Source organism: Kribbella sp. NPDC023855 (assembly GCF_040639475.1).
GTDB lineage: Bacteria > Actinomycetota > Actinomycetes > Propionibacteriales > Kribbellaceae > Kribbella.
Genome location: NZ_JBFAAA010000002.1, coordinates 820,774 through 843,616, shown reverse-complemented (window position 1 = coordinate 843,616; position 22,843 = coordinate 820,774). Strand labels below are relative to the sequence as shown.

Here is a 22,843-nt window from a genome sequence, read left to right as displayed (position 1 = left end):
ATGCCGCGGATGCCGGGTGCGCGGTGGGCTCGCGACGCCTGCTTCGCTTCGCTACGCCGGCTGCATCGCCTGCGAGTACTGGCGCTGACGCGCGTGACCCCCGCGGTGGCCAAGCAAGTGCGATGCATGCCGCGGATGCCGGGTGCGCGGTGGGCTCGCGACGCCTGCTTCGCTTCGCTACGCCGGCTGCATCGCCTGCGAGTACTGGCGCTGACGCGCGTGGCCCCGCGGTGGTGAAGCAGGCGCGAAGTGTGCCCGTGGGTGCCGGGGTGGGCTCGCGACGCCTGCTCCGCTTCGCTACGCCGGCTGCATCGCCCGCGAGTACTGGCGCTGGCGCGCGTGACCTCGCGGTGGTGAAGCGTGTGGGTTGGGGGCGGAGCGGCTGCGTCGTGGGTGGCGCGGACCGGCGTTCGAGGCGCGCCGTTGGGTGATTTGCGGGCGGCGCGCGGGTTGGTGGGCTCGCGACGCTTGCTTCGCTGCGCTGCGCCGGCTGCATCGCCAGTGAGTGCTGGCGCTGTCGCGCGTGAACTCGCGGTGGTGGAGCAGGTGCGTTGGGGGGTGGAGCGGGTGCGTGAACCCCACGGTGCCGGAGCGCGTTTGGGGGGTGGAGCGGGCCGGCGTACGGACCGCCGGTGCTGGAGGAGCCACCGGCGGTGCGTTTTTGAACTGACGACGTCTGCTTCGCTCGGGGCAGCGCGGGTTTCCAGCACCCAGGCCGACATCGGATTCCCCCACCACCCTCGAGCGGAGCGAAGCCTGGTTCAGGCTGCTGTGCCCTTGTTGTAGGTCTTTTGGGACCAGAAGTAGCCAACTACGGCGATGGCGGCGCACCAGGCGATGGAGAGCCAGCCGTTGCCGGTGGCGTTGGGTGTGCCCAGGAGCAGGTGGCGGAGGGTTTCGATGATGGGGGTGAAGGGCTGGTACTCGGCGAACCAGCGGATGCCGCTTGGCAGTGACTCCAGGGGGATGAAGGTGGTGCTCAGGAATGGGAGGACGAAGCTGATCGGGAGGACGATGTTGCTTGCGCCTTCTGGGGTTTTGCTGGTCAGGCCCAGGGCTACTCCGAACCAGGTGAAGGCGACGGTTAACGCGATCAGCAGGCCGCTTGCCAGGAGCCAGTCCGTGAAGGAGGCGTTCGGGCGGAAGCCGAGGAGGATGGCGAAGGCGACCACCAGGACCAGGCTGACGACGGTCAGGATTGTCGCGCCGATCACGTGACCGGTCAGGACCGCCGGGCGGAAGATCGCCATTGTCCGGAATCTTGCGACGATGCCTTCGGTCATGTCGGTGCAGGCGGCGACCGCGGGAGACATCGTCCCGGAGGCGATGCCCATCAGCAGGATGCCCGGGGTCAGGAAGTCGATGTAGTCGAAGCCGGTGCCGCCGCCGCCGAGGCCGGCCGAGAAGGTGTCGCCGAAGACCAGGCCGAACAGGAGCAGCATGACGACCGGCATCCCGATCGCGCCGAGCGACAGGCCGGGGTAGCGCAGGGCGTGCCGCAGGTTGCGGCGCAACATCGTGGCGGTGTCTGCCATCGGGTAGGACGCGGTGCTCATTTGCTGGTCACTTTCTCGTCGGTGGTGGTGTTGGTGGCGGGCTGACCGGTGACGGCGAAGAACACGTCGTCCAGGTCGGGGGTGTGGACGGTCAGCTCGTCCACTTCGAGGGAGGCGTCGTCGATGCGGGACAGCAGGTCGCGTAGCGAGTGGACGCTGCCGTCGTTCGGTACCTGGAGGACCAGCGACTCCTCGTCCTGCGCGGCCTGCGGCAGGACCTGCGCAGCTAGAGCGAACTCCTCCGGCGCGGTGAACCGCAGCCGCACATGACCACCAGGTGCCAGCCGCTTCAGCTGCTGCGGCGTGCCCTGAGCAACCAGCTTCCCGTGATCCAGTACTGCGATCCTGTCGGCGAGCTGGTCGGCTTCCTCCAGGTACTGCGTGGTCAGCAGCACCGTGACGCCGGTGGAGACCAGTTCGCGGATGAGCTGCCACATGGTGTGCCGGCTGCGTGGGTCGAGCCCCGTCGTCGGTTCGTCGAGGAAGATGATCCGCGGATCGCCGACCAGCGTCATCGCCAGGTCGAGCCGGCGCTTCATCCCACCGGAGTACGTCATTGCGAGCTTCTTGCCGGCCTCGACCAGGTCGAACCGCTCGAGCAGTTCGGCGGCCCGGCGGCGGCCCTCCTGGCGACCGAGGTGGTGCAGGTCGGCCATCATGACCAGGTTCTCCTGGCCGGTCAGCAGGCCGTCGACCGCGGAGAACTGGCCGGTGACGCCGATCGCGGCGCGGACCGCTTCCGGGTCGCTGCTCAGGTCGTGCCCGGCGACGTGAAGGTCGCCGGCGTCGGCGGTGATCAGGGTGGACAGGATCTGGACCGCCGTGGTCTTGCCGGCGCCGTTCGGGCCGAGCAGGGCAAAGATGGTGCCTTCGGCAACGTTCAGGTCGATGCCGTCGAGCACGAGGTGGTCGCCGTAGGACTTCCGCAGTCCACGGACGTCGATCGCCGGGGTTGAGCTGTTCATGGGTCCTCGCTTGTTTTCGGGCAGGGTGAACCGGCCCAGGTGGCTTGGGAGATTCAGAGGAGATGCGAGAGGAGATGCGGGGAGGAGCTTCAGCCGATCGCGTCGGCGATGGCCGGCCGTGCCGAGGGCGTGCTGATCCAGCCGGCCGGCTCTGGGCGAGCCGCCGTACGGGTGGATCGGTTGTTCAGTTGGTCAGCGGGTGGGGATCAGATGTCGAGGTCCTCCACGGCCGGCTGGTCGGCCGCTTCCTCGACCAGGGCGTAGAGGTCCTCCGGGATCAGTTCCCGGAGCTCCTCCACTGTTTCCACGACGTGCAGCGTCGCCTCGCCCTGGGCCATGCTCCAGGTCTGGTTGGTGCTGAAACTGCCGATCCAGCTGCGCCAGCCGGTGGGGTTGGTCTCCTCCCCGTCGATCGTGGCGACCGAGTTGTACTGGTTGCGCCGGTCGGCGTGCAGGACGAACTTGCCGGTCCGGCTCCGGTAGACCTTGAACGCCTCGTAGCCGTTCTTGTTCGACCGGCCGCCCTCGGCGAGCAGGACCCCGGAGAACCGTTGCTTGCGGCCCGTACCACGGCCGACCCGGACGGTGATCTCGTCGAAGCCCTCGAGCCGGCCTTCCTCCATCTCGACGTACCGGCGTAGTGCGGTCGAGATCGCTTGGGACAGGTTGCCGGCGAGTTCCTGGGCGCGTTTGTACAGGGCCAGGTCGTCGTCGGACACGTAGATCGTCTTGTTCGGCATGCATCTCCTCCTACGTAGAACTATACGCATGGATCTACGTAGACGTCTACATATATGTTCGGCGAAGTTCCGCGGAGCCTGCCAAGATCGTCCGGTGGAGACTGCTGAGGACCGCTACGACCAACTGACCGACCGCATCGCTGCCCTGTACGACGAAGGCCTGCAGCAGGTCGCGCTGGATCTTCTGGACGCCGCCGAGCCCGACCTTGCCCCGTGGGCCGCGGAGCTGGCTCACCTCCGGGCGTGCCTTCTCGGCTCGCTCGGCGAAAGCACGGAGGCGCTGGCCACCTTGCAACGGGCCAGCGACGCCGGCGGCTGGTGGGACGAAGGCATCCTCACCGAAGACGACGACCTAGCGGCTCTCCAGTACCTCCCCGCGTTCCAGTCGATCGTCGCAACCTCCCGCAGCCGACGCATCACCCGCCACGACCCTCCCCTGATCCAGCTCCCGCAGGCGACGGCTGGTGGAGTTGTGGTGGCTTTGCATGGGGCTGGGCAGCGGGGTGGGCATGCGATGCGGGATTGGGCTGGGGTGCTCGAGCTTGGTTATGTGCTGGTGGGGGTGGAGTCGTCGCAGTTGATGTCGCCGATGTACCGGACGTGGCCGGATCCGGTGGAGGCGGCGGCTGATATTGCGCGGGCGCTCGACCAGTTGCCGGCGGAGTTGCGTGAGCTGCCGGTGATCGCGGCCGGGTTCTCCGCCGGTGGGCGGGTTGCGGTCAACTGGGCCGTGTCCGCCGACCCGGTGCCGGTGAGCGGAGCCGTAGTACTGGCTCCTGCGTTGCGGGAGTTGCCTGAGCAGGCGCAGGGACCGCTGTCACCGGCGAGCATCGTGATCGGCACGGAGGACGACCTGCTGGAGGTTGTAGACGGCGCGGAGCAGCGGCTGACCAAGCTGGGCTTCACCGTCGAGCGGGTGCCAGGGCTCGGACACGAGATTCCCCAGGACTTCGCGGCCCGGCTGGCCGATTTGCTCCCCAGCTGTGGATAAGGCGGTGGTCAAACCTGCTTTATCCACAGATTTCGCCGGTTTTAGCCACAATCGACGCCAAAGCCGGGGAAAACCTGGGGAAAAGTCCGCCGCAAACTGTGCACAGCTGGGGATACCCATGTGGATAACCACACCTCTGTAATTCAGCCGACCGCGCTGTGCTGGTTGCTGGTCGGCCGGACCCGGCTCAGCCGGCGACTAGATCCACTGGGTGGAGACGACGAAACCGACGGCGATCAGGCCCATCCCGATCAGCAGGTTCCAGTTGTTCAGGTCGCGCATCACCGGAATGTCCTGGCCGGCCACGTAGAAGACGACCAGCCAGATCAGCCCGAGCAGCCAGCAACCCAGCATCAGCGGAGCAACCCACACCCGGCTGGTGGTACGCGGCTTCTTCGGAGTCTTCTCCACCTTGACCTTGTCGGTGGCGGACTTCTTCGTTTTGCGACTGCTCGACTCGGGCACGACTGGACTCCTCGTAACGGACAGCGGACACATAAGCTAGCTCTGGCCTCGGTTAGCGTAGTGCAGACGAGAGCAAGGGGATCACGGGTGAGCAAGCTGCGGCGTTTTTCGCTCTGGCGCGCGAGCGCGCCGGTGGCGTTGCTGTGCGCCGGGCTGCTGTTCGCGACCAGCGCGACGAACGCCCGTGGTACCGATCTGCGTCCCAGTCGCAACACTACGCTCGCGGGCCTCGTCGAGGAACAAAGCCGGCGCAGCGCCAGCCTGACCCGCCAGCACGCAGCCCTGAGCCAGGACATCGAGAAGCTGCAGACCCAGCAGGGCTCGATCGAGCCCAAGCTGGCAAGGCGGCTGAAGGAGCTGTCCAACCAGGTCGGTACGACGCCGGTCACCGGGTCGGGCCTGACCGTCACGCTCAAGGACGCCCCACCTCAGGTGGTCAAGGACAACCCGGACGTCGACGCCGACTGGCTGGTGATCCACCAGCAGGACATCCAGGCGGTGGTGAACGCCCTGTGGGTCGGCGGGGCCGACGCGATCTCGATCCAGAACCACCGGGTGATCTCCACCACCGGGATCAAGTGCGTCGGCAACTCGGTCGTCCTGCACGGTGTGCCCTACCTGCCGCCGTACAAGATCACCGCGATCGGCGACCGGCAGAAGCTGCAGCGGGCGCTGGACGACTCGAAGTACATCGAGAACTTCCAGGACTACGTGGTGCGGTTCCAGCTCGGCTACGAGGTGAAGAACGAGTCCTCGATCGCGATGCCCGCCTACGAGGGCACGCTGGAGCTGCAGAGCGCGACGGTGCCGGGTTTCGAGAAGACCCCGACCGTCAGCCCCTCGGCGACGCGCTGATTCGGGGCAGTCTGTGACAATGGTCCGCATGCCGCGGATCCTCGTTGTCGACAACTACGACTCCTTCGTCTACAACCTCGTGCAGTACCTGCAGCAGTTGCAGGCCGACACGACCGTGCTGCGCAACGACGAGGTCACCCCGGAACAGGTCGCGGAGTACGACGGTGTCCTGCTCTCCCCCGGCCCCGGTACGCCGGAAGAGGCGGGCGCCTGCGTGGACATCGTCAAGGAAATGGGCGGCCGGGTCCCGATCTTCGGCGTCTGCCTCGGTCTGCAGGCGATCGGAGTCGCGTACGGCGGGGTAGTCGGCCGCGCGGACGAGTTGCTGCACGGCAAGACCAGTCAGGTTTTCCACGAGGGCGCCGGCGTCCTGGACGGGCTGCCCTCGCCGTTCACCGCGACCCGGTACCACTCGCTCGCGATCGCGCAGGACACCGTGCCGGACGTGCTGCAGGTGACTGCCCGGACCGAGGCCGGTGTGATCATGGCGGCGCGGCACCGGGACCTGCCGGTCGAGGGCGTGCAGTTCCACCCCGAGTCCGTGCTGACCGAGGGCGGTCACCGGATGCTGGCCAACTGGCTGCAGATCTGCGGCGACCTCGGCGCCGTCGACCGCTCCGCCGGCATGGCCCCCGTCGTCAGCTGACCACCACCACCCAACCACCCGCCACGCAGCACTCCGGGCCGGCAGCCGCCGGGCCGCCAGTCGGCGGCTAGCGGGGTCGCCGATCAGCGGCACCTGGTCGGAGGCAAACGAAAAGGCCGCGGGAGTTGCTCCCGCGGCCTTTGGCGTTTGGTGGGTGCCGGTCAGTTCTCGCCTTCGCCGCCACCGCCACCGATGGTGATCGGCGGCGTGATCGGTGTGTCGGTCGGCGACGGCGTGTTCGACGGCGTGGGCTTGATGGCGATCCACAGCGTCACCTTGGTGCCCTCCTTGACCTTCGTCTCGGCCTTGACGCTCTGCTTCGTCACGGTGCCCTCGGCAGCGTCCGGGTTGCTGTCGTCGTTGAGGATGCCGACCGTCAGCCCCACCGCCTTGAGCTGCTGCTCGGCGTCGGCCCTGCTCAGCGTCACGACGTCCGGCACCTTCACCTCGACCTGCCCGGTCGAGACGGTCAGGGTGAACCGCTGGCCCTTCGGGTACTGCTGGTCCGGCCCTGGATCGATCGCGATCACGGTGCCCTTGGGAGCCTCGTTGTCGACCTCCTTGGTCTTCGACGACACCTTGAACTCACCGGGCGAGTCCTGCAGCAGCTTCTTCGCCTCGGACTCCGGCTTACCCAGCACGTCCGGTACCGGGAAGGTGCTCGGCTCGGCCTTGCCGGTGGAGACCACCACGGTCACGGCCGAGTTCTTGGCCACCTTGCTCCCCGACGGCGGGCTCTGGCTGATGATCTTGCCCCGGTCGACCGTGTCGCTGGCCTGGTAGGTCGCCTTGATCGTCAGCCCCTCGGCGGCCAGTTGGTCGGTCGCTGCCTGGAGGGCTAGTCCTTCGACCGTCGGCACCACGACCTGCTCGGCCGGCTGGCTGGTGGTGGTAGTGGTCTGGTTGCCACCCGGGTTGGCCTTGTCCTTGTCGTTCATGTTCGTGATCAGCGCGTAGGCGCCGACCGCGATGGCCACGATCGCCAGGCCGAGCAGGAAGTAGGCGAGCCCGCGGTTGCGCCGCGCCCGCGCGGTCTCGGCCTCGTCGTCCCCGTTGTCGGGCGGCAGCAGGTCGTTGGACTGCGGCTGGTACGCCACCGTGGCCGCGGCCGGCGCGACCTGGGTCGGTGCCATCGACCGGGTCTCGGCGACGGCCGCCATCGGTGCGGTCACCTGCTGGCCGGCCAGCACCCGGTGGATGTCCTGGCGCATCTCGTTGGCGCTCTGGTACCGGTGCTCGCGGTTCTTGGTCAGCGCCTTCAGGACGACCGCGTCGACCTCCGGCGGGATGTCCGGATCGAACGAGGACGGCGGCAGCGGCTCTTCCCGGACGTGCTGGTAGGCCACCGACACCGGCGACTCGCCGACGAACGGCGGCCGGCCGACGAGCAGTTCGTACAGCAGGCAGCCGGTCGAGTACAGGTCGGACCGGGCGTCCACGGTCTCGCCGCGCGCCTGCTCCGGCGACAGGTACTGCGCGGTGCCGATCACGGCCGCCGTCTGGGTCATCGTGGACGAGGTGTCCGCGACGGCCCGGGCGATGCCGAAGTCCATCACCTTGACCTGACCCTGCGGGGTCAGCATCACGTTGCCGGGCTTGATGTCGCGGTGCACGATGCCGGCCCGGTGGCTGTAGTCGAGCGCCTCGAGCACGCCGGAGGTGATCTCCAGCGCGCGCTCGGGCATGATCTTGCGGCCCTCGCGGATCAGGTCCCGCAGCGTCTTGCCGGTCACCAGCTCCATCACGATGTACGGGATGGTGATGCCGGAGCCGTTCGGGTCCGGCTCTTCGCCGGTGTCGTAGACCGAGACGATCGTCGGGTGGTTCAGCGAGGCGGCCGACTGGGCCTCCCGCCGGAACCGGGCCTGGAAGGTCGAGTCACTGGCCAGGTCGACCCGCAGCCGCTTGATCGCGACGGCTCGGCCCAGGCGGTTGTCGATGCCCTTGCGGACGTCTGCCATCCCCCCTCGACCGAGCGGTTCGCCCTCTTCGTAGCGCCCGCCGACGAGACGTGCCTGCGATGTCATTACTCTGCCTTCCAACCTGCGCGGATCGAACTCGGCCAAATCACACTCAAAACGCCCACGGTAGCCCGGACTCCTCCGGACCCCTCGTCGGCGGGACACTCGGTCACCGGACGATCTCGCATCGTCATCACCGGCCGAGCACCGCTTCCATCACCTTCTTGGCGACCGGTGCCGCCAAGGTTCCGCCGGCGATCTCGTCACGCTTGACGCCCGCGTCCTCGATCATCACCGCCACCGCGATCTGCGGGTTGTCGGCCGGCGCGAAGGCGGTGAACCACGCGAACGGCGGCCGCTCCTTCGACGTCTGCGCGGTTCCCGTCTTACCGGCCACCTGGACGCCGTCGATCCGGCCCGGCTTGCCGGTGCCGTTGTTGACGACGTCGATCATCATCGAGGTCAGCTGGGCGGCGACGTCGGAGCTGACCGCCTGGTGCAGCGACTCCGGCTTGGTCTCCGAGATCGTCTTCAGGTCCATGGTCCGGACACTCTGGACCAGGTACGGCTTCATCACTTCGCCCTTGTTGGCGATCCCGGCCGCCACCATCGCCATCTGCAGCGGGGTGGCCCGGACGTCGAACTGGCCGATCGCGGACTGCGCGGTCTGCGGCTCGTTCGGGTCGCCGGGGAACTGGCTCGCGACCGCACCCAGCTCGGGCAGCTGCCGCTCGCCGAAGCCGAACTTCTCGGCCTGCTCGCGCAGCGCGTCCGCCTTCAGATCCAGACCGATCGTGCCGAACGCGGTGTTGCACGAGTACCGCAGGGCGATGGTCAACGTCGCATTGTTGCTGCCGCCGCAGTTCTTGCCGTTCTCGTTCACCAGCGGGACCGTGGTCTGCGGCAGGGGCAGCTCGGCCGGTGAGTTGACCTGGGTGTCCGGCTTGTACTTGCCGCTGGACAGCGCGGCCGCCGCGGTGACCAGCTTGAACGTCGAGCCCGGCGGGTAGAGCTCCTTGATCGCCCGGTTGGACATCGGCTTGTCGGCGCTCGCGTTCAGCTGCTTCCAGGCGTCACTGGCCTTGTCCAGGTCGTGCGAGGCGAGCAGGTTCGGGTTGTACGACGGCTTGCTGACCAGGGCGAGCACCTTGCCGGTCTTCGGCTCGAGCGCGACGACCGCGCCCTTCTTGCTCCCCAGCGCGCTGTACGCCGCCTGCTGGGCCGCCGCGTTCAGGGTCAGGCTCACGCTCGCGCCCTGCTGACGCTGGTTGGTCAGTACGTCGACAACGCGCCGGAACGCCAGCGACGGGTCGGAGCCGTTCAGCTCGCTGTTCTGGTTGAGCTCGATGCCGCCGCGGCCGAACTGGAACGAGTAGTAGCCGGTCACCGGTGCGTACAGCGGACCGTTGGAGTAGGTGCGCTGGTACTTGTACTTGTCGTCGGCTTCCTTGCTCTGCGCGATCGGCGTGCTGCCGATCAGGATCGGGCCGCGGTTCACCGAGAACTGCTGGTCGCGCACCCGGGTGTTGTCGTTGCGGCCGTTCAGCTCGTTGGCGCGGAAGGCCTGCAGGTAGGTCGAGTTCGCCATCAGCGCGAGCATCAGGACGATCGCGCCGACGGCAAGCCGCCGGATTGCTGAGTTCACTGCTTCTGCACCGCCATCGCGATCGTTTCGTCGGAGACCGGCGCCGCGGGGGTCTGCGGCCGGCGGGCCTGGTCACTGATCCGGAGCAGCAGCGCGATGATCGCCCAGTTGGCGACCAGCGACGTACCGCCCAGGGCCATGAACGGGGTGGCCAGACCGGTCAGCGGGATCAGGCCGGTCACGCCGCCGATGATCACGAACACCTGCAGGGCGAACGACATCGCCAGGCCGGTGGCCATCAGCTTGCCGAAGATGTCGCGGCAGCCCAGGGCGGTCCGCAGACCGCGCTCGATGATCAGGGTGTAGACCAGGATGATCGCGATGATCCCGGTCAGTCCGAGCTCCTCACCGAACGACGAGATGATGAAGTCGCTCTGCGAGTACAGGGTCAGGTCCGGCCGGCCCTGACCGAGTCCGCGGCCCAGGATGCCGCCCCAGGCCTGGCCCATCAGCCCGGTCGCGACCTGGCCGCGGTCCTCCGCGAACGGGTCCAGCCAGCCGTCGACCCGCTTCTGCACGTGGCCGAAGGTCTGGGAGGCGAAGAACGCGCCACCGGCGAACAGCAGGCCACCGATGATCAGCCAGCCGGCCCGCTCGGTCGCGACGTACAGCAGGAAGAGGAACAGGCCGAAGAACAGCAGCGAGGAGCCGAGGTCCTTCTCGAAGATCAGGACGCCGAGGCTGACGGCCCAGGCGATCCCGATCGGACCCAGGTCGCGGGCCCGCGGCAGGTCGAGACCGAGGAAGCGGTGGCCGGCCAGGGTCAGTACGTCGCGCTTGACCACCAGGTAGCCGGCGAAGAAGACCACCAGGCACAGCTTCGCGAACTCACCGGGCTGGAAGGACATGCCGGCCAGGTGGATCCAGATCCGGGCACCGTTCAGGTCAACACCCAGGCCGGGGACCAGCGGCAGGACCAGCAGGACCAGACCGGCCAGGCCGGCCGTGTAGGTCAGCGCCTGCAGCCGGCGGTGGTCCCGAACCAGCAGGACGACGACCAGGAAGAGGACCACGCCGACCGCTGTCCAAGTGATCTGCTGCGGTGCCGCCGGGGACTTAGGGGTGCGGCCGGCAGCGATGCGCGCTGCCGCGATCCCCAGGTCGAGCCGGTGGATCATGGCCACGCCGAGACCGTTGAGGAGCACCGCACAGGGCAGGAGCACCGGATCGGCGTACGGGGCGCGGTAGCGCAGGGCCAGGTGGGCGATCAGGGCGAGCAGGGCGATACCGGCCGCGTAGTACCCGGTGCTGGCGGGGACCTTGCCCTGGACGGTCAGGCCGATGTTGACGTACGCCGCGACGGAGACGCCGACGGCCAGGATGAGCAGCATCAGCTCCACCCCGCGCCGGGTGCGCGGGATGATCTGGATGACGGAGGTTGACGCGATACTCATCTGACGCCGTCGCAGTCGCCCGGGTTGACCGTGCCGTTGCCCGGGGTCGACGCAGGGGTCGAAGCCGGCGCCGACACCGGCGTCGAGGCAGGCGTGGTCACCGGCGGCTTGGTCACCGGGGGCTTGGTCACCGGCGGCGTGACGGTGGCCGGCGGGGTGCTGGGCTTCGGGGACGGCTTGGGCGTCGCCTTGGCCGCGCACTCCTGGGCGGTCCGCTGCAGCTCACTGACGATCTGCCGCGCGGCGGCCAGGTCGTCGGCCTGGATCGTGCCCTCGACCTGCTCCCGGCTGTACGTCGGCAGCTTGTCGACCTGCAGGTCCTGCTTCTCGTACAGGGAGGACAGGGTTAGCCCGGGGATCGCCTGGTCGACACCCTTGTAGATCGCGACGTAGTCGCCGTCCGTGCCGACGTAGTACTGCTTCTGGCTCCAGCTGTACGCGAACCAGGCGCCACCACCGATCAGCCCGAGCACGACGACCAGTACTGCGAGTCGCCGCAGCCACAGGAAGCGCTTGGGTGGCCGCGGCGCGTACCGGAGCTCCTCGGGGTCGATATCGGCGGCACCATGGCCTCCGCTGCTCCCGTCGCCAGGAGTAGCGCGCATGGTCGTGGTGGCCGGACCGGTGCTGCCCTGGGCCAGCTCGGCCGCGGCTCCGACCAGCTGGGGCTGGACCCCGCTGGTGGGCTCCGTCTCGATCACGTCGGCAACCACGCAGGTGACGTTGTCGTTGGAACCCGCCTCGAGCGCGTGGGTGATCAGGTCGACGACCACGGAGTCCGGCGTACCTTCGGCCATCGACGTGGCGATCACCTGGTCGCTCACGTAGTCGGGCAGGCCGTCGCTGCACAGCAGCAGGCGGTCGCCGGCCTGGACGTCCAGGATCTCCAGGTCCGGATCCGAGTCGGGTCGGCCGTCGAGCACGCGGAGGATCAGGTTGCGGTGCGGATGGGTGAAGGCCTCCTCCTTGGAGATCCGGCCCTCGTCCACCAGCGACTGGACGAACGTGTGGTCGTGGCTGAGTTGGTAGAGCAGCCCGTCGCGCATCCGGTAGGCCCGCGAGTCGCCGAGATGGGCCAGGCCGAGCTGCTGACCGTCGAAGAGCAGGGCGGTGACGGTCGAACCCATGCCTTCGCGCTCGGGGTCCTCCTCGACCAGCTCGGCCAGCCGCTCGTTCGCCCGGTGTACCGCACCCGCGAGCGCCTCGATCATCTCCTCGCCGGTGATCCCGGGCTTGTCCAGCCGGCGGATCACCTGGACGGCCGCGGCACTGGCGACCTCACCCGCGGCGGCACCACCCATGCCGTCGGCGAGCAGCAGCAGGTGCGGACCGGCGTACGCCGAATCCTCGTTGTTGCGGCGCACCCGTCCGACATCGGACAGTGCGGCGTAGTCCAGCGAAAGCGTCATGGCCGGCGCCCTACTTCGCGATGTTCAGCGTTGTGCGACCGATCCGGATGGAACCGCCGATCTCGGCCGGGACGGGGCGGGTGACCCGCTGGCCGTCCAGGTAGGTGCCGTTGGTCGAGCCCAGGTCCTCGACCCACCACTCGCCCTCCGACGGGAACACCCGGGCGTGCCGGGTCGACGAGTAGTCGTCGTCGAGGCGGATCTGGCAGTCCGAGCCGCGGCCGATCACCACCGGCCCGTCGCCGAGCGTCGCCCCGACGCCGGCCTGCGGGCCGTCGGCGATCGTCACCGAGCCCGGCAGGCCCTTGCGCTTCTTGGCGGGTTTGGCCGGCTTGGGGGTGCGGCCGTTGGGTTGCGGCGACGCGGCCGGCGCGATCGCCCGCGCATCGACCTTGGCGCCGAACAGGTCGGACCTGATCACGGACAGCACCGCGAGCACGAACATCCACAACAGGGCCAGGAACCCCAGTTTGATCAGGGTCAGCGTCAGTTCCGACATGGAAGTTCAATCACCACCCGCTGCTCGGCGGCTGGGCGATCGGCTCGTCCGCAAGGCGCAGCGTCATGGTGGTGTTCCCGATCCTCACGGTCGATCCGTCGGTCAGTTCGGCCTCGGCGGCCCGACGTCCGTTGACCAGGGTGCCGTTGGTGGACCCCAGGTCGACCAGCACCACCCTGACACCTCCCGGTCCCTCGGGCATCAACCGGATCTCCGCGTGCCGCCGGGACACGCCCGGATCGTTGATCTGGATGTCGGCGTCGGTCCCCCGGCCGAGCACCACGCCCGGCGGGTTGATCGGCCGGCGCCGGCCGTTCACCTCGAGCATCACCTGCGGGTGGCCGCGGCGTACCGGCGGGGGGCCGGGCGGCGGCTGCACGGGCGCGCTCTGCAGCACGGTCGCGTTCGGGTCGGGGGCCGGCTGGTACGTCGGCTGCGGTGGCGGCGGCGGTTGTGGTGCTCGCTGCTGGTTGCCGACGGTGGCGCTGACGACGCGGAACTTGCCGGTCGGCAGCTCGTCTTCCTGGGTCAACTCGATCTCGATCGGTCCGGAGAAGGTGTAGCGCTGGATGTCCGCGTGGTCACGCAGTTCGTTCGCGAGCTCGTGGTTCAGGGTCCGGCCGTAGGCGTTCAGCCGCTCGAAGTCACCCGGGCCCAGCTCGATGGTGAAGTGGTTCGGCACCAGCCGGCGGTCCCTGGACAGGATCCGGGCAGTGTTGTCGATCTCACGCTTGAGCGCCGCGGCCAGTTCGATCGGCTCGACGTCTCCCTTGAACGCGCGCGCGAAGACACCACTCACGATGCCTTCGAGGCGTCGCTCGAAGCGCTGCAGCGGTCGCACGCGTCCTCCTCCACGGTCGGTCGTCGGGTGGACCCAACGATCGTGCTTGCCGTACGGCACCTTCAAGAGGCTCGCCGTACCCCGTGTCCACCGGTGCGTGGTGAACACACTGGTACGACGATCGATCGTATCGGCAGGTTCGACCGAACCCGCAATGTCAGAGTCTGCCGCAGGCCGTGCTAGTGTTTCTCCTCGGTTGCAGATGGCAGTTCCCAGGCCGGAAAGCAACCATGCGCGCGGGTGGCGGAATAGGCAGACGCGCACGGTTCAGGTCCGTGTGCCCGAAAGGGCGTGGGGGTTCAACTCCCCCCTCGCGCACAGCAACTCCTGGTCAGTCTTCACTGGCCGGGAGTTTTGTTGTTTCCGGGCCAGTGCGCCGCATGGGGTGCGGTACGGATCACAGTCGCTGCACGGTCAGCGGTTCCGGCGGACCGGTCAGCGGTTCCAGATTCCGGTGGTTCGGAGCAGGGTGAGGGTTTGGGTTTCGAGGTAGCGGGCGTCGTTGGTGTCGGGGGTGACCGACCAACTGACTTCGAGGCCGAGGCGTAGTACTGCTTCGCGGGCCCAGTCCTGGGCGCGTTTGGGGCCGTGGTCGCGGAGGTCGTGGAGTTGTTGCTCCAGCCACTGAGGGTCGGCGAGGGCGCGGTCCAGGGCTTCCTCGCCGAAGCCGCTGATGGCTCCTCTGCCGTTGCGGTAGATCTTCAAGCGTCCGTACAGGCCTTGCGGGCGGCCGCCGGCGGCGCGTTCGCCCGCCATCCCGACGTACCGGATGATGCCGGTGAGCGGTTCGCGCAGGAGGTAGACGCCGGGCTCGCGGGGCGCGCTGGGAATGGCTGACTCGAAAGGCATCCAGGGCGACCACTCGGCCAGGTCGTGCACTTCGGCGTACCGCTCGCGCAGGGCGTAGTCGTGGACGGTGGACCAGCTCATGCACCCATCCTGCAACTCGGTTCCGACAATCCGGACAGCTTCGTGAAGGTCGCCGCGTCCGGGCCGGATTGTCGGCGCGGAGTGGGACCGTGGGGTGATGACGGGGATTCGCATTGCTGTTGCCGAGCCGGTGATCACCAAGGACGCCGCGGAGAACGGGGCCAAGGTCCGTGAGCTGATGAAGTCCGCCGCGGCCGGGAAGGCGCGGCTGATCCAGTTCCCGGAAGGGCAGCTGTCGGGGTATCCGAAGGAGCAGCTCCAGGACTGGTCCGAGGTCGACTGGCGGGTGGTCCGCGACGAGCTGGAGAAGATCAAGCAGCTCGCCGCGCGGCTGAAGCTCTGGGTGGTGCTCGGCTCCGCGCATCCGCTCACCCCGCCGAACCGGCCGCACAACAGCCTCTACGTCATCTCCGACGCGGGCCAGGTGGTCGACCGGTACGACAAGCGCTTCTGCTCCCACACCGAGATCACCAACTTCTTCAGCCCGGGCTTCGAGCCGATCGTCTTCGACGTCGACGGGTATCGGTTCGGCTGCGCGATCTGCGTCGAGATCAACTTCCCCCAGGTGTTCAGCGAGTACGAGCGCCTCGGCGTCGAGTGCCTGCTCCTGTCGGCGTACCCGGTCGACAAGGTCTTCGAGGTCAAGGCCCGCGCGTACGCCGCGATCACCAACTACTGGGTCGCGATGTCCCTCCCGGCCCAGACCGCCGACCTGATGCCGTCGGGCCTGATCGCCCCCGACGGCACCTACGTCTCGACGGTCACCGCGCCGGCCGAGCTCACCATCGCGACCATCGACCGCGACGACCCGGCGTACGACGTCCCGCTCCGCCACACTCGCCCTTGGCGCACGACCGCCCGCAAGGGCGCCATCTACCGAGCCCGCCGCATCACCGACGACCCCCGCTCCACCAACCACACCTGCATCTAGCTCGTACTACGCCCCAGGTACGTGACCACGTCGACATCGGGGACGGGGATGTGGTGGAAGCCGAGGCGGTCGTAGAAGGCTCGGGCCTTGGTGTTGGAAGTCAGCATCGTGAGGTGGACGGCCGGTACGCCGGCTGTGGCCAGGGCGTCGAGGAGCGTTGTCATCAGCGCTCGGCCGTGGCCGGATCGCTGGTACTGCGGGAGCAGGTCGATGTGGAGGTGGGCCGGATAAGCGGCCACCTCTGGGATGACCAGGCGTTCCGGGTCGTGCATCAGGCTGATCATCAGCTCGGTGGGAGTGCCCGGCGGCTGGGTCGGCGGCGGGTAGCGGTCCGCCAGGCGGGGTAGCCACTCGGTGCGGAAACGGGCGGCGAAGGTGGGGGTGTCGGCGGTGCCGAGGATGTAGCCGACCGGGTGGTCCTCGTCGGTGAGGACGAAGGCGAGCTCCGGTTCGAGCTCGACGTACGGGAGCGCGAAGATGCTCGGCATCAGCTCCAGGTCCGGGTAGAGCGCGCGGGAGTCGCCGCCGTTGTCGGCGGTCAGGACGCAGATGTCGGCGACCGCGGCACGGTCGCTCGGCCGGTACGGGCGGATCTCGGGCATGGATCCCTCCAGGGAGTGTGGGAGCGCTCCCATAGGTTACAACGAGCACCCCGGCGTACGACGACGGCGGGGTGCGTGTTGGAGTTGTGGCGCGTTCGGGCGAGGGGAAGGAGCTGTTGGATGGCGACTGGTGAGACGCAGACCGAGGCGTATCCGGCGTACGAGCGGCTGATGGCCGATCTCGAGACGCTCGGGGCGCGGTACCGGGTGATCGAGCACGAGCCGGAGGGGCAGACCGAGCTGGTCAGCGCGCTGCGCGGCAACGAACTGAAGGCCGCGGCCAAGTGCATCGTCGTGATGGTCAAGCTCGGCAAGAAGAAGAGCCACTACGTCCTTGCCGTCGTCCCCGGTGACGCCCGGGTGGACCTCAACGGCATCAAGGAACTGCTCGGCGGCAGCTATGTCGCGTTCGCCGACAAGGCGCGCGCCGAGGAGCTCGCGGGCAGCGTGAGCGGGACAGTGTTGCCGGTGAGCTACCACGAGCAGCTCGAGCTGATCGTGGATCCGAAGCTCCTCGAAGTACCGGAGCTGTTCTTCAACGCCGCCCGGCTGGACCGGTCGCTGGCGCTGGTGACGGAGGACTACGTCCGGCTGGCCCAGCCCAGGATCGAGACGATCACCAGCTGAGCCGAACCGTGCTGCCCCTCAGCGCGCCCAGAGGCGGGTGAGTGTGCGCTGGGCCGGTGCCCGGTGCCGCCCCGGAGCCGGGCGGCCTTGCGGCGGGTTCCCGGAATGCCGTGGCGTGCCGCGGTGAGGCGTGGCGGTGTTGGTGCTCAGCAACGTCCAGCAGGCCAGTGCCGCGGCAGCAACGAGGCCGGCGAGACCGGCGTAGTCCGTCCAGTTCATGGTGTTCTCTCTCGATGGCGGCTCGGGCGGGAGGTCCGCGATTGCGTCTTCACCGGTAGTGACGGCGTGATCGAGGTTTCGTGACGGCACTTCGGGTGCCGCGTCAGATGAGTTTCGAGGAGGTGGGCACGATGCACGACGGATCGTTGCTGGACGCCGACGAGGAGCAGGCGTACCGGCTGCTGGTCGGGCTGTCCGTCGCGCGGTCGGCGGAGCTGGCCGAGGTGGCCCGGTTACCGCAGCAGGAGGCGGTCGAGGTTCTGCAGCGGCTGCAGGCGAAGGGCCTGGTCGCGGTCCAGCCCGGCGACGACCCTGTCTTTCGCCCACTGCCCCCTGACGTGGCCCTCGGTACAACGTTGTTACGGCGCCAGGAGTCGCTCGAGTCGGCCCGGCAGACGGTGGCGTCGCTGAGCGAGGAGTTCCGCGCCAGTGCCAGTCGCCGCGATGCCCACCACTTGGTGGAGGTGCTGGTCGGCGCCACCGCGCTGCGCGATCGCCTACGCGACCTGCAGCAGTCCGCCCGCACGGAGATCCTCTGGTTCTGCCGCGCCAACCCACTGGCCATGCAGGGCGCTGAGAACACAGAGGAGTACGGCGCACTCAGCCGCGGAGTCCGCTACCGGGCGATCTACGAGCGCGCCCTGCTGGAGACTCCCGGCGAGCTGGACAGCATCGCCGAGGGCATCAGCTGGGGTGAGGAGGCACGGGCACTCCCGACGCTTCCTGTCCGGCTGGCGATCGTCGACCGCGCTACTGCGATCTGCCCGCTCGTACGGGACGAGGAGGCGGGCATCGGCGAACCGACGGCCGCTGTGATCGGCAGGGGTCAGCTTCTGGACGCTTTGCTCGCTCTGTTCGAAAGTCACTGGGAGGCGGCGACCCCGGTGAAGCTGCAGTCCGACGGAGCGCCGGACCCGGAGGGCCTGGACGACAGTGAGCGCTTCCTGCTGTCATTGCTCGTTGCCGGTGTCCCAGACAAGTCAATCGCTTCCCAGCTCGGCATCAGCCGTCGCACTGTGCAGCGCCGCCTCGACCGGATGATGGCGCTCGCCGGCGTGGACACCCGCACCGGCTTGGCGTTCCAGGCAGCCCGCCGGAAATGGCTGTAGCCGGGGACCCCCACCAAAGGGTCCCCGGCTGACAACTACTTGAGCCCGTAGGCCCGGATGACGGTCTGAGTGACCTTGTTGCCGGCGTTGTCACCAGCAACAACCTTCAGCGACACAGTCCCCTTGCCCGCCGGTACTACGGCCACGTAGTGACCCAGCGCTCCGACAGTGACGACCCGACGCCAGGTCTTGCCCTCATCGAAGGACACCGAGGCCTGCAGCGAGGTGGACCGAGCAGCAGCCGCGCCGGCCTGCTGACGGACGTCGAACCCGATCACATGCGGCCGAGCGGCAACCCGCCCAGTCAGATCAACCGGTACGTCGTACCCGACCTGCAGCAGCGGCAAGGCGACCGCCTTGTCAGCAGGAGCTTGCTTCGAGCGGAAGTCCCAGACAGTGCGAGTGCTGGTTCCCCAGTTCCACTCGCCCTCCTCATCGTCCCGAGCCGTCGAGAGGTCCAGCCGGTACGCCGCGTCGCCGCTGCTCGTGACGACGTCTTCCCACGCATCCGGCAGTTCGGCCACGACAGCACCGTTCCGGGAGAGCACTGCCGACGCAGAGGTGGTCTCCCCGACGGTGTAGTGCCCATTGGCGTCCACGAACGCCGGGACTCGGAGCGACAGCCGGTCGCCGGTCCGAGAGGAGACGATCCCAGGAGCAGCCGCCGGACGCACTACCGGTCCGAACCAGGTCTCCCTGGACGACCCGGTCTTGTAGCTGCGCGGCAGCGACGCCATCCCGCCGAGCAGCGGGCCCATCTCGTTCCAGGTGTAGAGGTGGTGCACCCGGTGCTGCCAGAGCGAGTCACCGGTGGTCACCCACTCCTCCCGCACCTTCGGCGTCTGGACGACCCGCTGGGCGTCGTTCCAGGCGAAGGTCTGCCACGGCCGCCACCCGAACCGCTGCTCCTTGGCCCAGTTGAAGCCGCCGTTGTCGGCGTACGACGTGGTCACTCGCGCGCTGTTCGCGGTCGTCACCTTGTAGTCGATCTTCGCCGGGATGAAGCCGCGCGACACCTGCTGTACGTCGTACAGGTAAGGGCTCGAGGTGGTGAGGGTCAGGTCGATGGTGGCGCGGCCGGCCCGGGCGCGGTCCAGCAGCTTCTTGCCGTCCGTGCTGCCGGTCGCCATCGCGGGGATCGGCTCACGGTCACCGATCGGCGTCCACACGGTCCACGCCGACCAGCCGGGCGGCCGGACCAGGATGACGCCGGCGGCACCCGCCTTGGCGGCTGCGGCGATCTGGTCCTGCTCACTGCCCTCGCCCGTACCGTCCTCGCTGGACGGGAGGACCGCGATCGCGCCCTTGACCCCGGCCAGGTCAGGACCGGCCGTGACGAGCGGGAACCGTTTCTTACCCTCGTACGACGGGGAGTGGTGCAGCAGGTTGATGTCCAGCGGCCCGGTGATCCCGGAGATCGACGCCTGCACGATCGGCGCGACCAGCTGCCAGCGGGACGAGAACTCGAAGCTGCCGTCAGCCACTGGCTTCGTGGCGGTCACCAGCACCTGCTTGACCGTGCTGAAGTGCATGACGCCGTGACTGATGCTGCGGCCGTTGCCGTAGACCCGGTTCACGTAGTAGCTCAGCACCGCGTTTTGCTCCGACGGCTTCGGCGTCGTGATCGTGATCGGCACGGCCTTGCGCGCGTCGATGACTATCTCGGTGTCCTTGGTGACGGAGATGTTCGGGTCGGTGAAGAGGCTGACCTTCTCGTCCTCGACGTTGTAGTCCTCGATCAGCGAGTGGACCAGGTAGGTCCCCTCCTCCACCTCAGCCGTGTACTCCTCGCCGTCACGGATCCACGCCAGCACGTCCGAGCGCGAGTTGTCACCGAACAGGCTGACCACCGGTACGCCGGTAGGCCGGCCGTCGCGGTCGACGGCTCGCAGGGTGACCTTGTGCCTCGGCCCGGCCTTCAGCGTCCCGACCGCGGTGTGGGTCACGAGACCATTGGGGCCAGTGGCAACGATCCACCCGCTGTGCATGCCCCGGTCCAGCTTCGCCGGGTCGAGCGTCAGCGGTACGTCGACGCTGCCGCCGGCCGGAACGGTGACGGTGCCCGGCAAGGTCAGCGCGTCCGTCTCGGGCTTGCGGGTGTCCAGGTTGTCGACGTCCACGGAGAGCGTGAGCGTCACAGGTGCGGCAGTGTCGTTCCGGTAGGTGATCGTCTTCGCCGAACAGGCGCTGACCAGCCCGAAGTCGGCCGTCGCGGATGCGTAGACCTTCTGAGCTACCGCGCGAGCGACGTCGACCCGGCCCGAACCCTGCTCGTAGACGGTCAGGTCCTGGTTCGTCTTGGCGGTGCTGACCAGCGCGTTCTTGAGCCGGTCGGCCTTCCAGTCCGGGTGCGCCTGGGCGAGCAGCACCGCCGCGCCGGCCACGTGCGGGGTTGCCATCGACGTACCGGAGGCTGCCGTGTACAGCTCGTCGAGCGGCTGGCCCATCGCAGTACCGGCCGCGCGGGCAGCGACGATGTCGACGCCGGGGGCGGTGATCTCGGGCTTCAGACCGTTGTCGCCGAGCCGCGGACCGCGGCTGGAGAAGTCGGCCAGCGCCTCGTTGCGGTCGACCGCGCCGACGGTCAGCGCGGACGGCGACGTACCGGGCGTACCGATCGATTCGTCGGCGCCGTCGTTGCCCGCGGCCACCACGAAGAGGGTGCCGGAGGAGGCGGTGATCCGGTCGACGGCCTGGCTGAGCGGGTCGGAGCCGTCGGTGGGGCCGCCGCCGAGGCTCATGTTGACGACCTTGGCGCCCTCGGCCGCGGCCCACTCCATCCCGGAGATGATCCACGACTCGTAGCCGTAGCCGTCGTCACCGAGCACCTTGCCGATCAGCAGGTCGGCCTTCGGGGCGACGCCCTTGCGGGTGCCGCCCGAGCCGGCGCCGGTACCGGCGATCGTGGCGGCCACATGGGTGCCGTGGCCGAAGTGGTCGGCCGAACCCGTCGGGCTGCTGGAGAAGTCCTGGGCCTGCTGGACCTTGCCCTGCAGGTCCGGATGCGCGGCATCGACCCCGGTGTCCAGTACTGCGACCTCTACGCCGGCCCCTTCGTACCCGGCCTGCCAAGCGGCGGGGGCGCCGATCTGCGCCACGCTCTTGTCGAGCACCGGACGGACCTTGCCGTCCAGCCAGATCTTCGCGATCCCCCGGCTGAGCGCACGGGCGTTCCCGGACGGCTCGAGTGACTTCCACAGCTCGGGTAGCTCGTTCTTGGTCGCCGTGACCGCGGCCGCACCGATCGAGTCGAGAGTGCGCGTGGTCGTCGTACCGGCCAGGGACTGGGTGCGGGCGGCGGACGGGTCGGCGTACCGGACGATCAGCGGCAGGGTGGTCGCGGCCGAGTCGCCGAAGCCGTCGGCGATCAGTTCGTCGACGTCGAACAGGTCGGCGTCGAGGACGCCGGTCGAGATGTACGGCACGGCGTCGCTCGGCAGCACCCGCAGGCCGCCGTCGACCTCGAGGGTGTGGAAGGCGATCCGCTCGCGGCCGGCCGCCGGGCGGACAGTCGCGGCCTTCTTCCCGGCGCCGGCATCGGTGACCTCGACGACGTCACCGGTGATCAGGGTGACGACAGCGGACTTCGCCGGTACGCCGGTCGCGCGCGGGGCGGCGGGTGGTGGGGCAGCGCCTGCGGGGATCACCGCGGCGACGCTGAGCGCCAGGACGGACGCAAGGGTGGCGGCCGCCTTCACTCCAGACGGCACAGGGACGGGGGAGGACATGGGCAGGTCTCCTTCGAGAGGCGTAGTGGGCAGGGCCACCTCTTCCGAGTGAGTCTGCAACCGGATTCCGCGTCCGTGCCCTGTCCACCACTGCCGTCCCTGCGACATGGCGCAACCGCGCCACCCCGGCGAATTCCAGGAGAACAGTGGGCTACTCGCCGATCTTCTTCGACCGCAGGACGATCTTGGTGTCGAGTGGGGCGGTGCTGCCGCCCGCTGGAGACTGGCTGACCACCACCCAGTTGCGGTCGTTGATCAGCAGTCGGCCCTGGCCTGTGGCGTCCTCTTCCAGCAGGTAGTAGAAGCCGGCGGCCTGCATGGTGTCCTGGGCCAGCTGGTGGTTCACGCCGACCACCGCCGGTACTACGGCCGTCCGCGCCGAGCCGGGCGCGCTGGGCGGCCTCGGCTTGGTAGGCGGAGCGGTGGACTGCGGCGGCGGAGCGGAGGGCTGGGGGTCAGTGGGCGGCGCCACGGTGGGATCAGGGGGCTCGGAGGGCGTCGGGCTGGTTTGCTGGGGTGTTGTCGGGTCAGCTGCCGAGGCGGTGACAGTGACCGTGGGCTGTTGCGCGGGCTGGTCGGCGGCGCAGCCGACGACGAGCAGCAGCAGCGGTGCGCACCACATGACCTTCATCTGCAGCCCCTCTCCTCCCCCGAGGTTACTCAGTGCGTAGCCGTTGGCAACCGAGTGTTATCAGGACACGCCCTGGGACACGCACTGAGACACGGCTGC

General features: G+C 68.7%; 22 protein-coding genes and 1 tRNA gene. 8 read left to right on the top strand and 15 right to left on the bottom strand.

Annotated elements, in window-relative coordinates; genetic code table 11:
- Nucleotides 1–237 (top strand): hypothetical protein (locus AB0F51_RS09795; RefSeq protein ID WP_360276733.1); only part of this gene is annotated, 237 nt, incomplete at its 5' end.
- Nucleotides 238–761: 524 nt separating this feature from the next.
- On the opposite strand, the gene AB0F51_RS09790 is transcribed toward AB0F51_RS09795, so the two are convergent.
- The 3 genes from AB0F51_RS09790 to AB0F51_RS09780 all read right to left on the bottom strand — a co-directional run bounded on the left by AB0F51_RS09790 (nucleotide 762) and on the right by AB0F51_RS09780 (nucleotide 3,261).
- Nucleotides 762–1,556 carry an ABC transporter permease gene (locus AB0F51_RS09790; protein WP_360276730.1) on the bottom strand — a complete coding sequence of 265 codons (795 nt, stop codon included), beginning with the start codon at nucleotides 1,554–1,556 and terminating at the stop codon, nucleotides 762–764.
- Nucleotides 1,553–2,521: an ATP-binding cassette domain-containing protein gene (locus AB0F51_RS09785; RefSeq protein WP_360276728.1), complete on the bottom strand. Its 969-nt coding sequence runs from the start codon at nucleotides 2,519–2,521 to the stop codon at nucleotides 1,553–1,555. The genes AB0F51_RS09790 and AB0F51_RS09785 overlap by 4 nt, the downstream gene beginning before the upstream one ends.
- Before the next feature lie 206 nt (nucleotides 2,522–2,727).
- Nucleotides 2,728–3,261: an EXLDI protein gene (locus AB0F51_RS09780; protein WP_360276725.1), complete on the bottom strand. Its 534-nt coding sequence runs from the start codon at nucleotides 3,259–3,261 to the stop codon at nucleotides 2,728–2,730.
- Nucleotides 3,262–3,355: 94 nt separating this feature from the next.
- Here AB0F51_RS09780 and AB0F51_RS09775 point away from each other — a divergent pair, with 94 nt between their 5' ends.
- Nucleotides 3,356–4,252, top strand: a complete 897-nt coding sequence (locus tag AB0F51_RS09775; RefSeq protein WP_360276723.1) for a phospholipase — start codon at nucleotides 3,356–3,358, stop codon at nucleotides 4,250–4,252.
- Nucleotides 4,253–4,450: 198 nt separating this feature from the next.
- Here AB0F51_RS09775 and AB0F51_RS09770 read toward each other — a convergent pair whose 3' ends face one another.
- Complete coding sequence (locus AB0F51_RS09770) at nucleotides 4,451–4,717, bottom strand: cell division protein CrgA (RefSeq protein WP_360276720.1); 267 nt, start codon at nucleotides 4,715–4,717, stop codon at nucleotides 4,451–4,453.
- Nucleotides 4,718–4,804: 87 nt separating this feature from the next.
- Here AB0F51_RS09770 and AB0F51_RS09765 point away from each other — a divergent pair, with 87 nt between their 5' ends.
- Nucleotides 4,805–5,572, top strand: a complete 768-nt coding sequence (locus AB0F51_RS09765; protein ID WP_360276718.1) for a DUF881 domain-containing protein — start codon at nucleotides 4,805–4,807, stop codon at nucleotides 5,570–5,572.
- A 28-nt stretch (nucleotides 5,573–5,600) separates the two neighbouring features.
- Nucleotides 5,601–6,218 (top strand): aminodeoxychorismate/anthranilate synthase component II, encoded by a 618-nt coding sequence (locus AB0F51_RS09760; protein ID WP_360276715.1) that lies wholly within the window; start codon nucleotides 5,601–5,603, stop codon nucleotides 6,216–6,218.
- A gap of 161 nt (nucleotides 6,219–6,379) precedes the next feature.
- On the opposite strand, the gene pknB is transcribed toward AB0F51_RS09760, so the two are convergent.
- The 6 genes from pknB to AB0F51_RS09730 all read right to left on the bottom strand — a co-directional run bounded on the left by pknB (nucleotide 6,380) and on the right by AB0F51_RS09730 (nucleotide 13,967).
- Nucleotides 6,380–8,245, bottom strand: coding sequence for a Stk1 family PASTA domain-containing Ser/Thr kinase (gene pknB, locus AB0F51_RS09755; protein WP_360276712.1), 1,866 nt, complete (start codon nucleotides 8,243–8,245; stop codon nucleotides 6,380–6,382).
- 127 nt (nucleotides 8,246–8,372) lie between these two features.
- Complete coding sequence (locus AB0F51_RS09750; RefSeq protein ID WP_360276709.1) at nucleotides 8,373–9,824, bottom strand: penicillin-binding transpeptidase domain-containing protein; 1,452 nt, start codon at nucleotides 9,822–9,824, stop codon at nucleotides 8,373–8,375.
- Nucleotides 9,821–11,218, bottom strand: a complete 1,398-nt coding sequence (locus AB0F51_RS09745; RefSeq protein WP_360276706.1) for an FtsW/RodA/SpoVE family cell cycle protein — start codon at nucleotides 11,216–11,218, stop codon at nucleotides 9,821–9,823. The genes AB0F51_RS09750 and AB0F51_RS09745 overlap by 4 nt, the downstream gene beginning before the upstream one ends.
- On the bottom strand, nucleotides 11,215–12,627 hold the full coding sequence (locus tag AB0F51_RS09740; RefSeq protein WP_360276703.1) for a protein phosphatase 2C domain-containing protein: 1,413 nt from the start codon (nucleotides 12,625–12,627) through the stop codon (nucleotides 11,215–11,217). The genes AB0F51_RS09745 and AB0F51_RS09740 overlap by 4 nt, the downstream gene beginning before the upstream one ends.
- A 10-nt stretch (nucleotides 12,628–12,637) precedes the next feature.
- On the bottom strand, nucleotides 12,638–13,126 hold the full coding sequence (locus AB0F51_RS09735) for an FHA domain-containing protein (protein ID WP_360276701.1): 489 nt from the start codon (nucleotides 13,124–13,126) through the stop codon (nucleotides 12,638–12,640).
- A gap of 10 nt (nucleotides 13,127–13,136) precedes the next feature.
- A complete protein-coding gene (locus AB0F51_RS09730; RefSeq protein ID WP_360276698.1) occupies nucleotides 13,137–13,967 on the bottom strand; it encodes a DUF3662 and FHA domain-containing protein in 831 nt (276 codons plus the stop codon).
- 234 nt (nucleotides 13,968–14,201) lie between these two features.
- Here AB0F51_RS09730 and AB0F51_RS09725 point away from each other — a divergent pair.
- A tRNA-Leu gene (locus AB0F51_RS09725) sits at nucleotides 14,202–14,285 on the top strand.
- Between the two features lie 117 nt (nucleotides 14,286–14,402).
- Here the strand turns inward: AB0F51_RS09725 and AB0F51_RS09720 are convergent.
- On the bottom strand, nucleotides 14,403–14,897 hold the full coding sequence (locus AB0F51_RS09720) for a hypothetical protein (RefSeq protein ID WP_360276696.1): 495 nt from the start codon (nucleotides 14,895–14,897) through the stop codon (nucleotides 14,403–14,405).
- Nucleotides 14,898–14,994: 97 nt separating this feature from the next.
- Between AB0F51_RS09720 and AB0F51_RS09715 the strand changes: the two genes are divergently transcribed.
- Nucleotides 14,995–15,828 (top strand): carbon-nitrogen hydrolase family protein, encoded by an 834-nt coding sequence (locus AB0F51_RS09715; RefSeq protein WP_360276694.1) that lies wholly within the window; start codon nucleotides 14,995–14,997, stop codon nucleotides 15,826–15,828.
- Here the strand turns inward: AB0F51_RS09715 and AB0F51_RS09710 are convergent.
- Nucleotides 15,825–16,430, bottom strand: a complete 606-nt coding sequence (locus AB0F51_RS09710) for a GNAT family N-acetyltransferase (RefSeq protein ID WP_360276691.1) — start codon at nucleotides 16,428–16,430, stop codon at nucleotides 15,825–15,827. The two genes, AB0F51_RS09715 and AB0F51_RS09710, sit on opposite strands and share 4 nt — an antisense overlap.
- A gap of 120 nt (nucleotides 16,431–16,550) precedes the next feature.
- Here AB0F51_RS09710 and AB0F51_RS09705 point away from each other — a divergent pair, with 120 nt between their 5' ends.
- The gene (locus AB0F51_RS09705; protein WP_360276688.1) at nucleotides 16,551–17,057 is read left to right on the top strand and encodes a YbaK/EbsC family protein; all 507 of its coding nucleotides are present in this window, start codon (nucleotides 16,551–16,553) and stop codon (nucleotides 17,055–17,057) included.
- A gap of 18 nt (nucleotides 17,058–17,075) precedes the next feature.
- Here AB0F51_RS09705 and AB0F51_RS09700 read toward each other — a convergent pair whose 3' ends face one another.
- Entirely contained in the window at nucleotides 17,076–17,276 is a 201-nt protein-coding gene (locus AB0F51_RS09700; protein ID WP_360276686.1) for a hypothetical protein, read from the bottom strand.
- Between the two features lie 107 nt (nucleotides 17,277–17,383).
- Between AB0F51_RS09700 and AB0F51_RS09695 the strand changes: the two genes are divergently transcribed.
- Complete coding sequence (locus AB0F51_RS09695) at nucleotides 17,384–18,385, top strand: helix-turn-helix domain-containing protein (protein ID WP_360276683.1); 1,002 nt, start codon at nucleotides 17,384–17,386, stop codon at nucleotides 18,383–18,385.
- Nucleotides 18,386–18,420: 35 nt separating this feature from the next.
- Here AB0F51_RS09695 and AB0F51_RS09690 read toward each other — a convergent pair whose 3' ends face one another.
- Entirely contained in the window at nucleotides 18,421–22,113 is a 3,693-nt protein-coding gene (locus AB0F51_RS09690) for a S8 family serine peptidase (RefSeq protein ID WP_360276681.1), read from the bottom strand.
- A gap of 151 nt (nucleotides 22,114–22,264) precedes the next feature.
- Entirely contained in the window at nucleotides 22,265–22,744 is a 480-nt protein-coding gene (locus tag AB0F51_RS09685) for a hypothetical protein (RefSeq protein ID WP_360276679.1), read from the bottom strand.
- Between the last annotated feature and the right edge of the window lie 99 nt (nucleotides 22,745–22,843).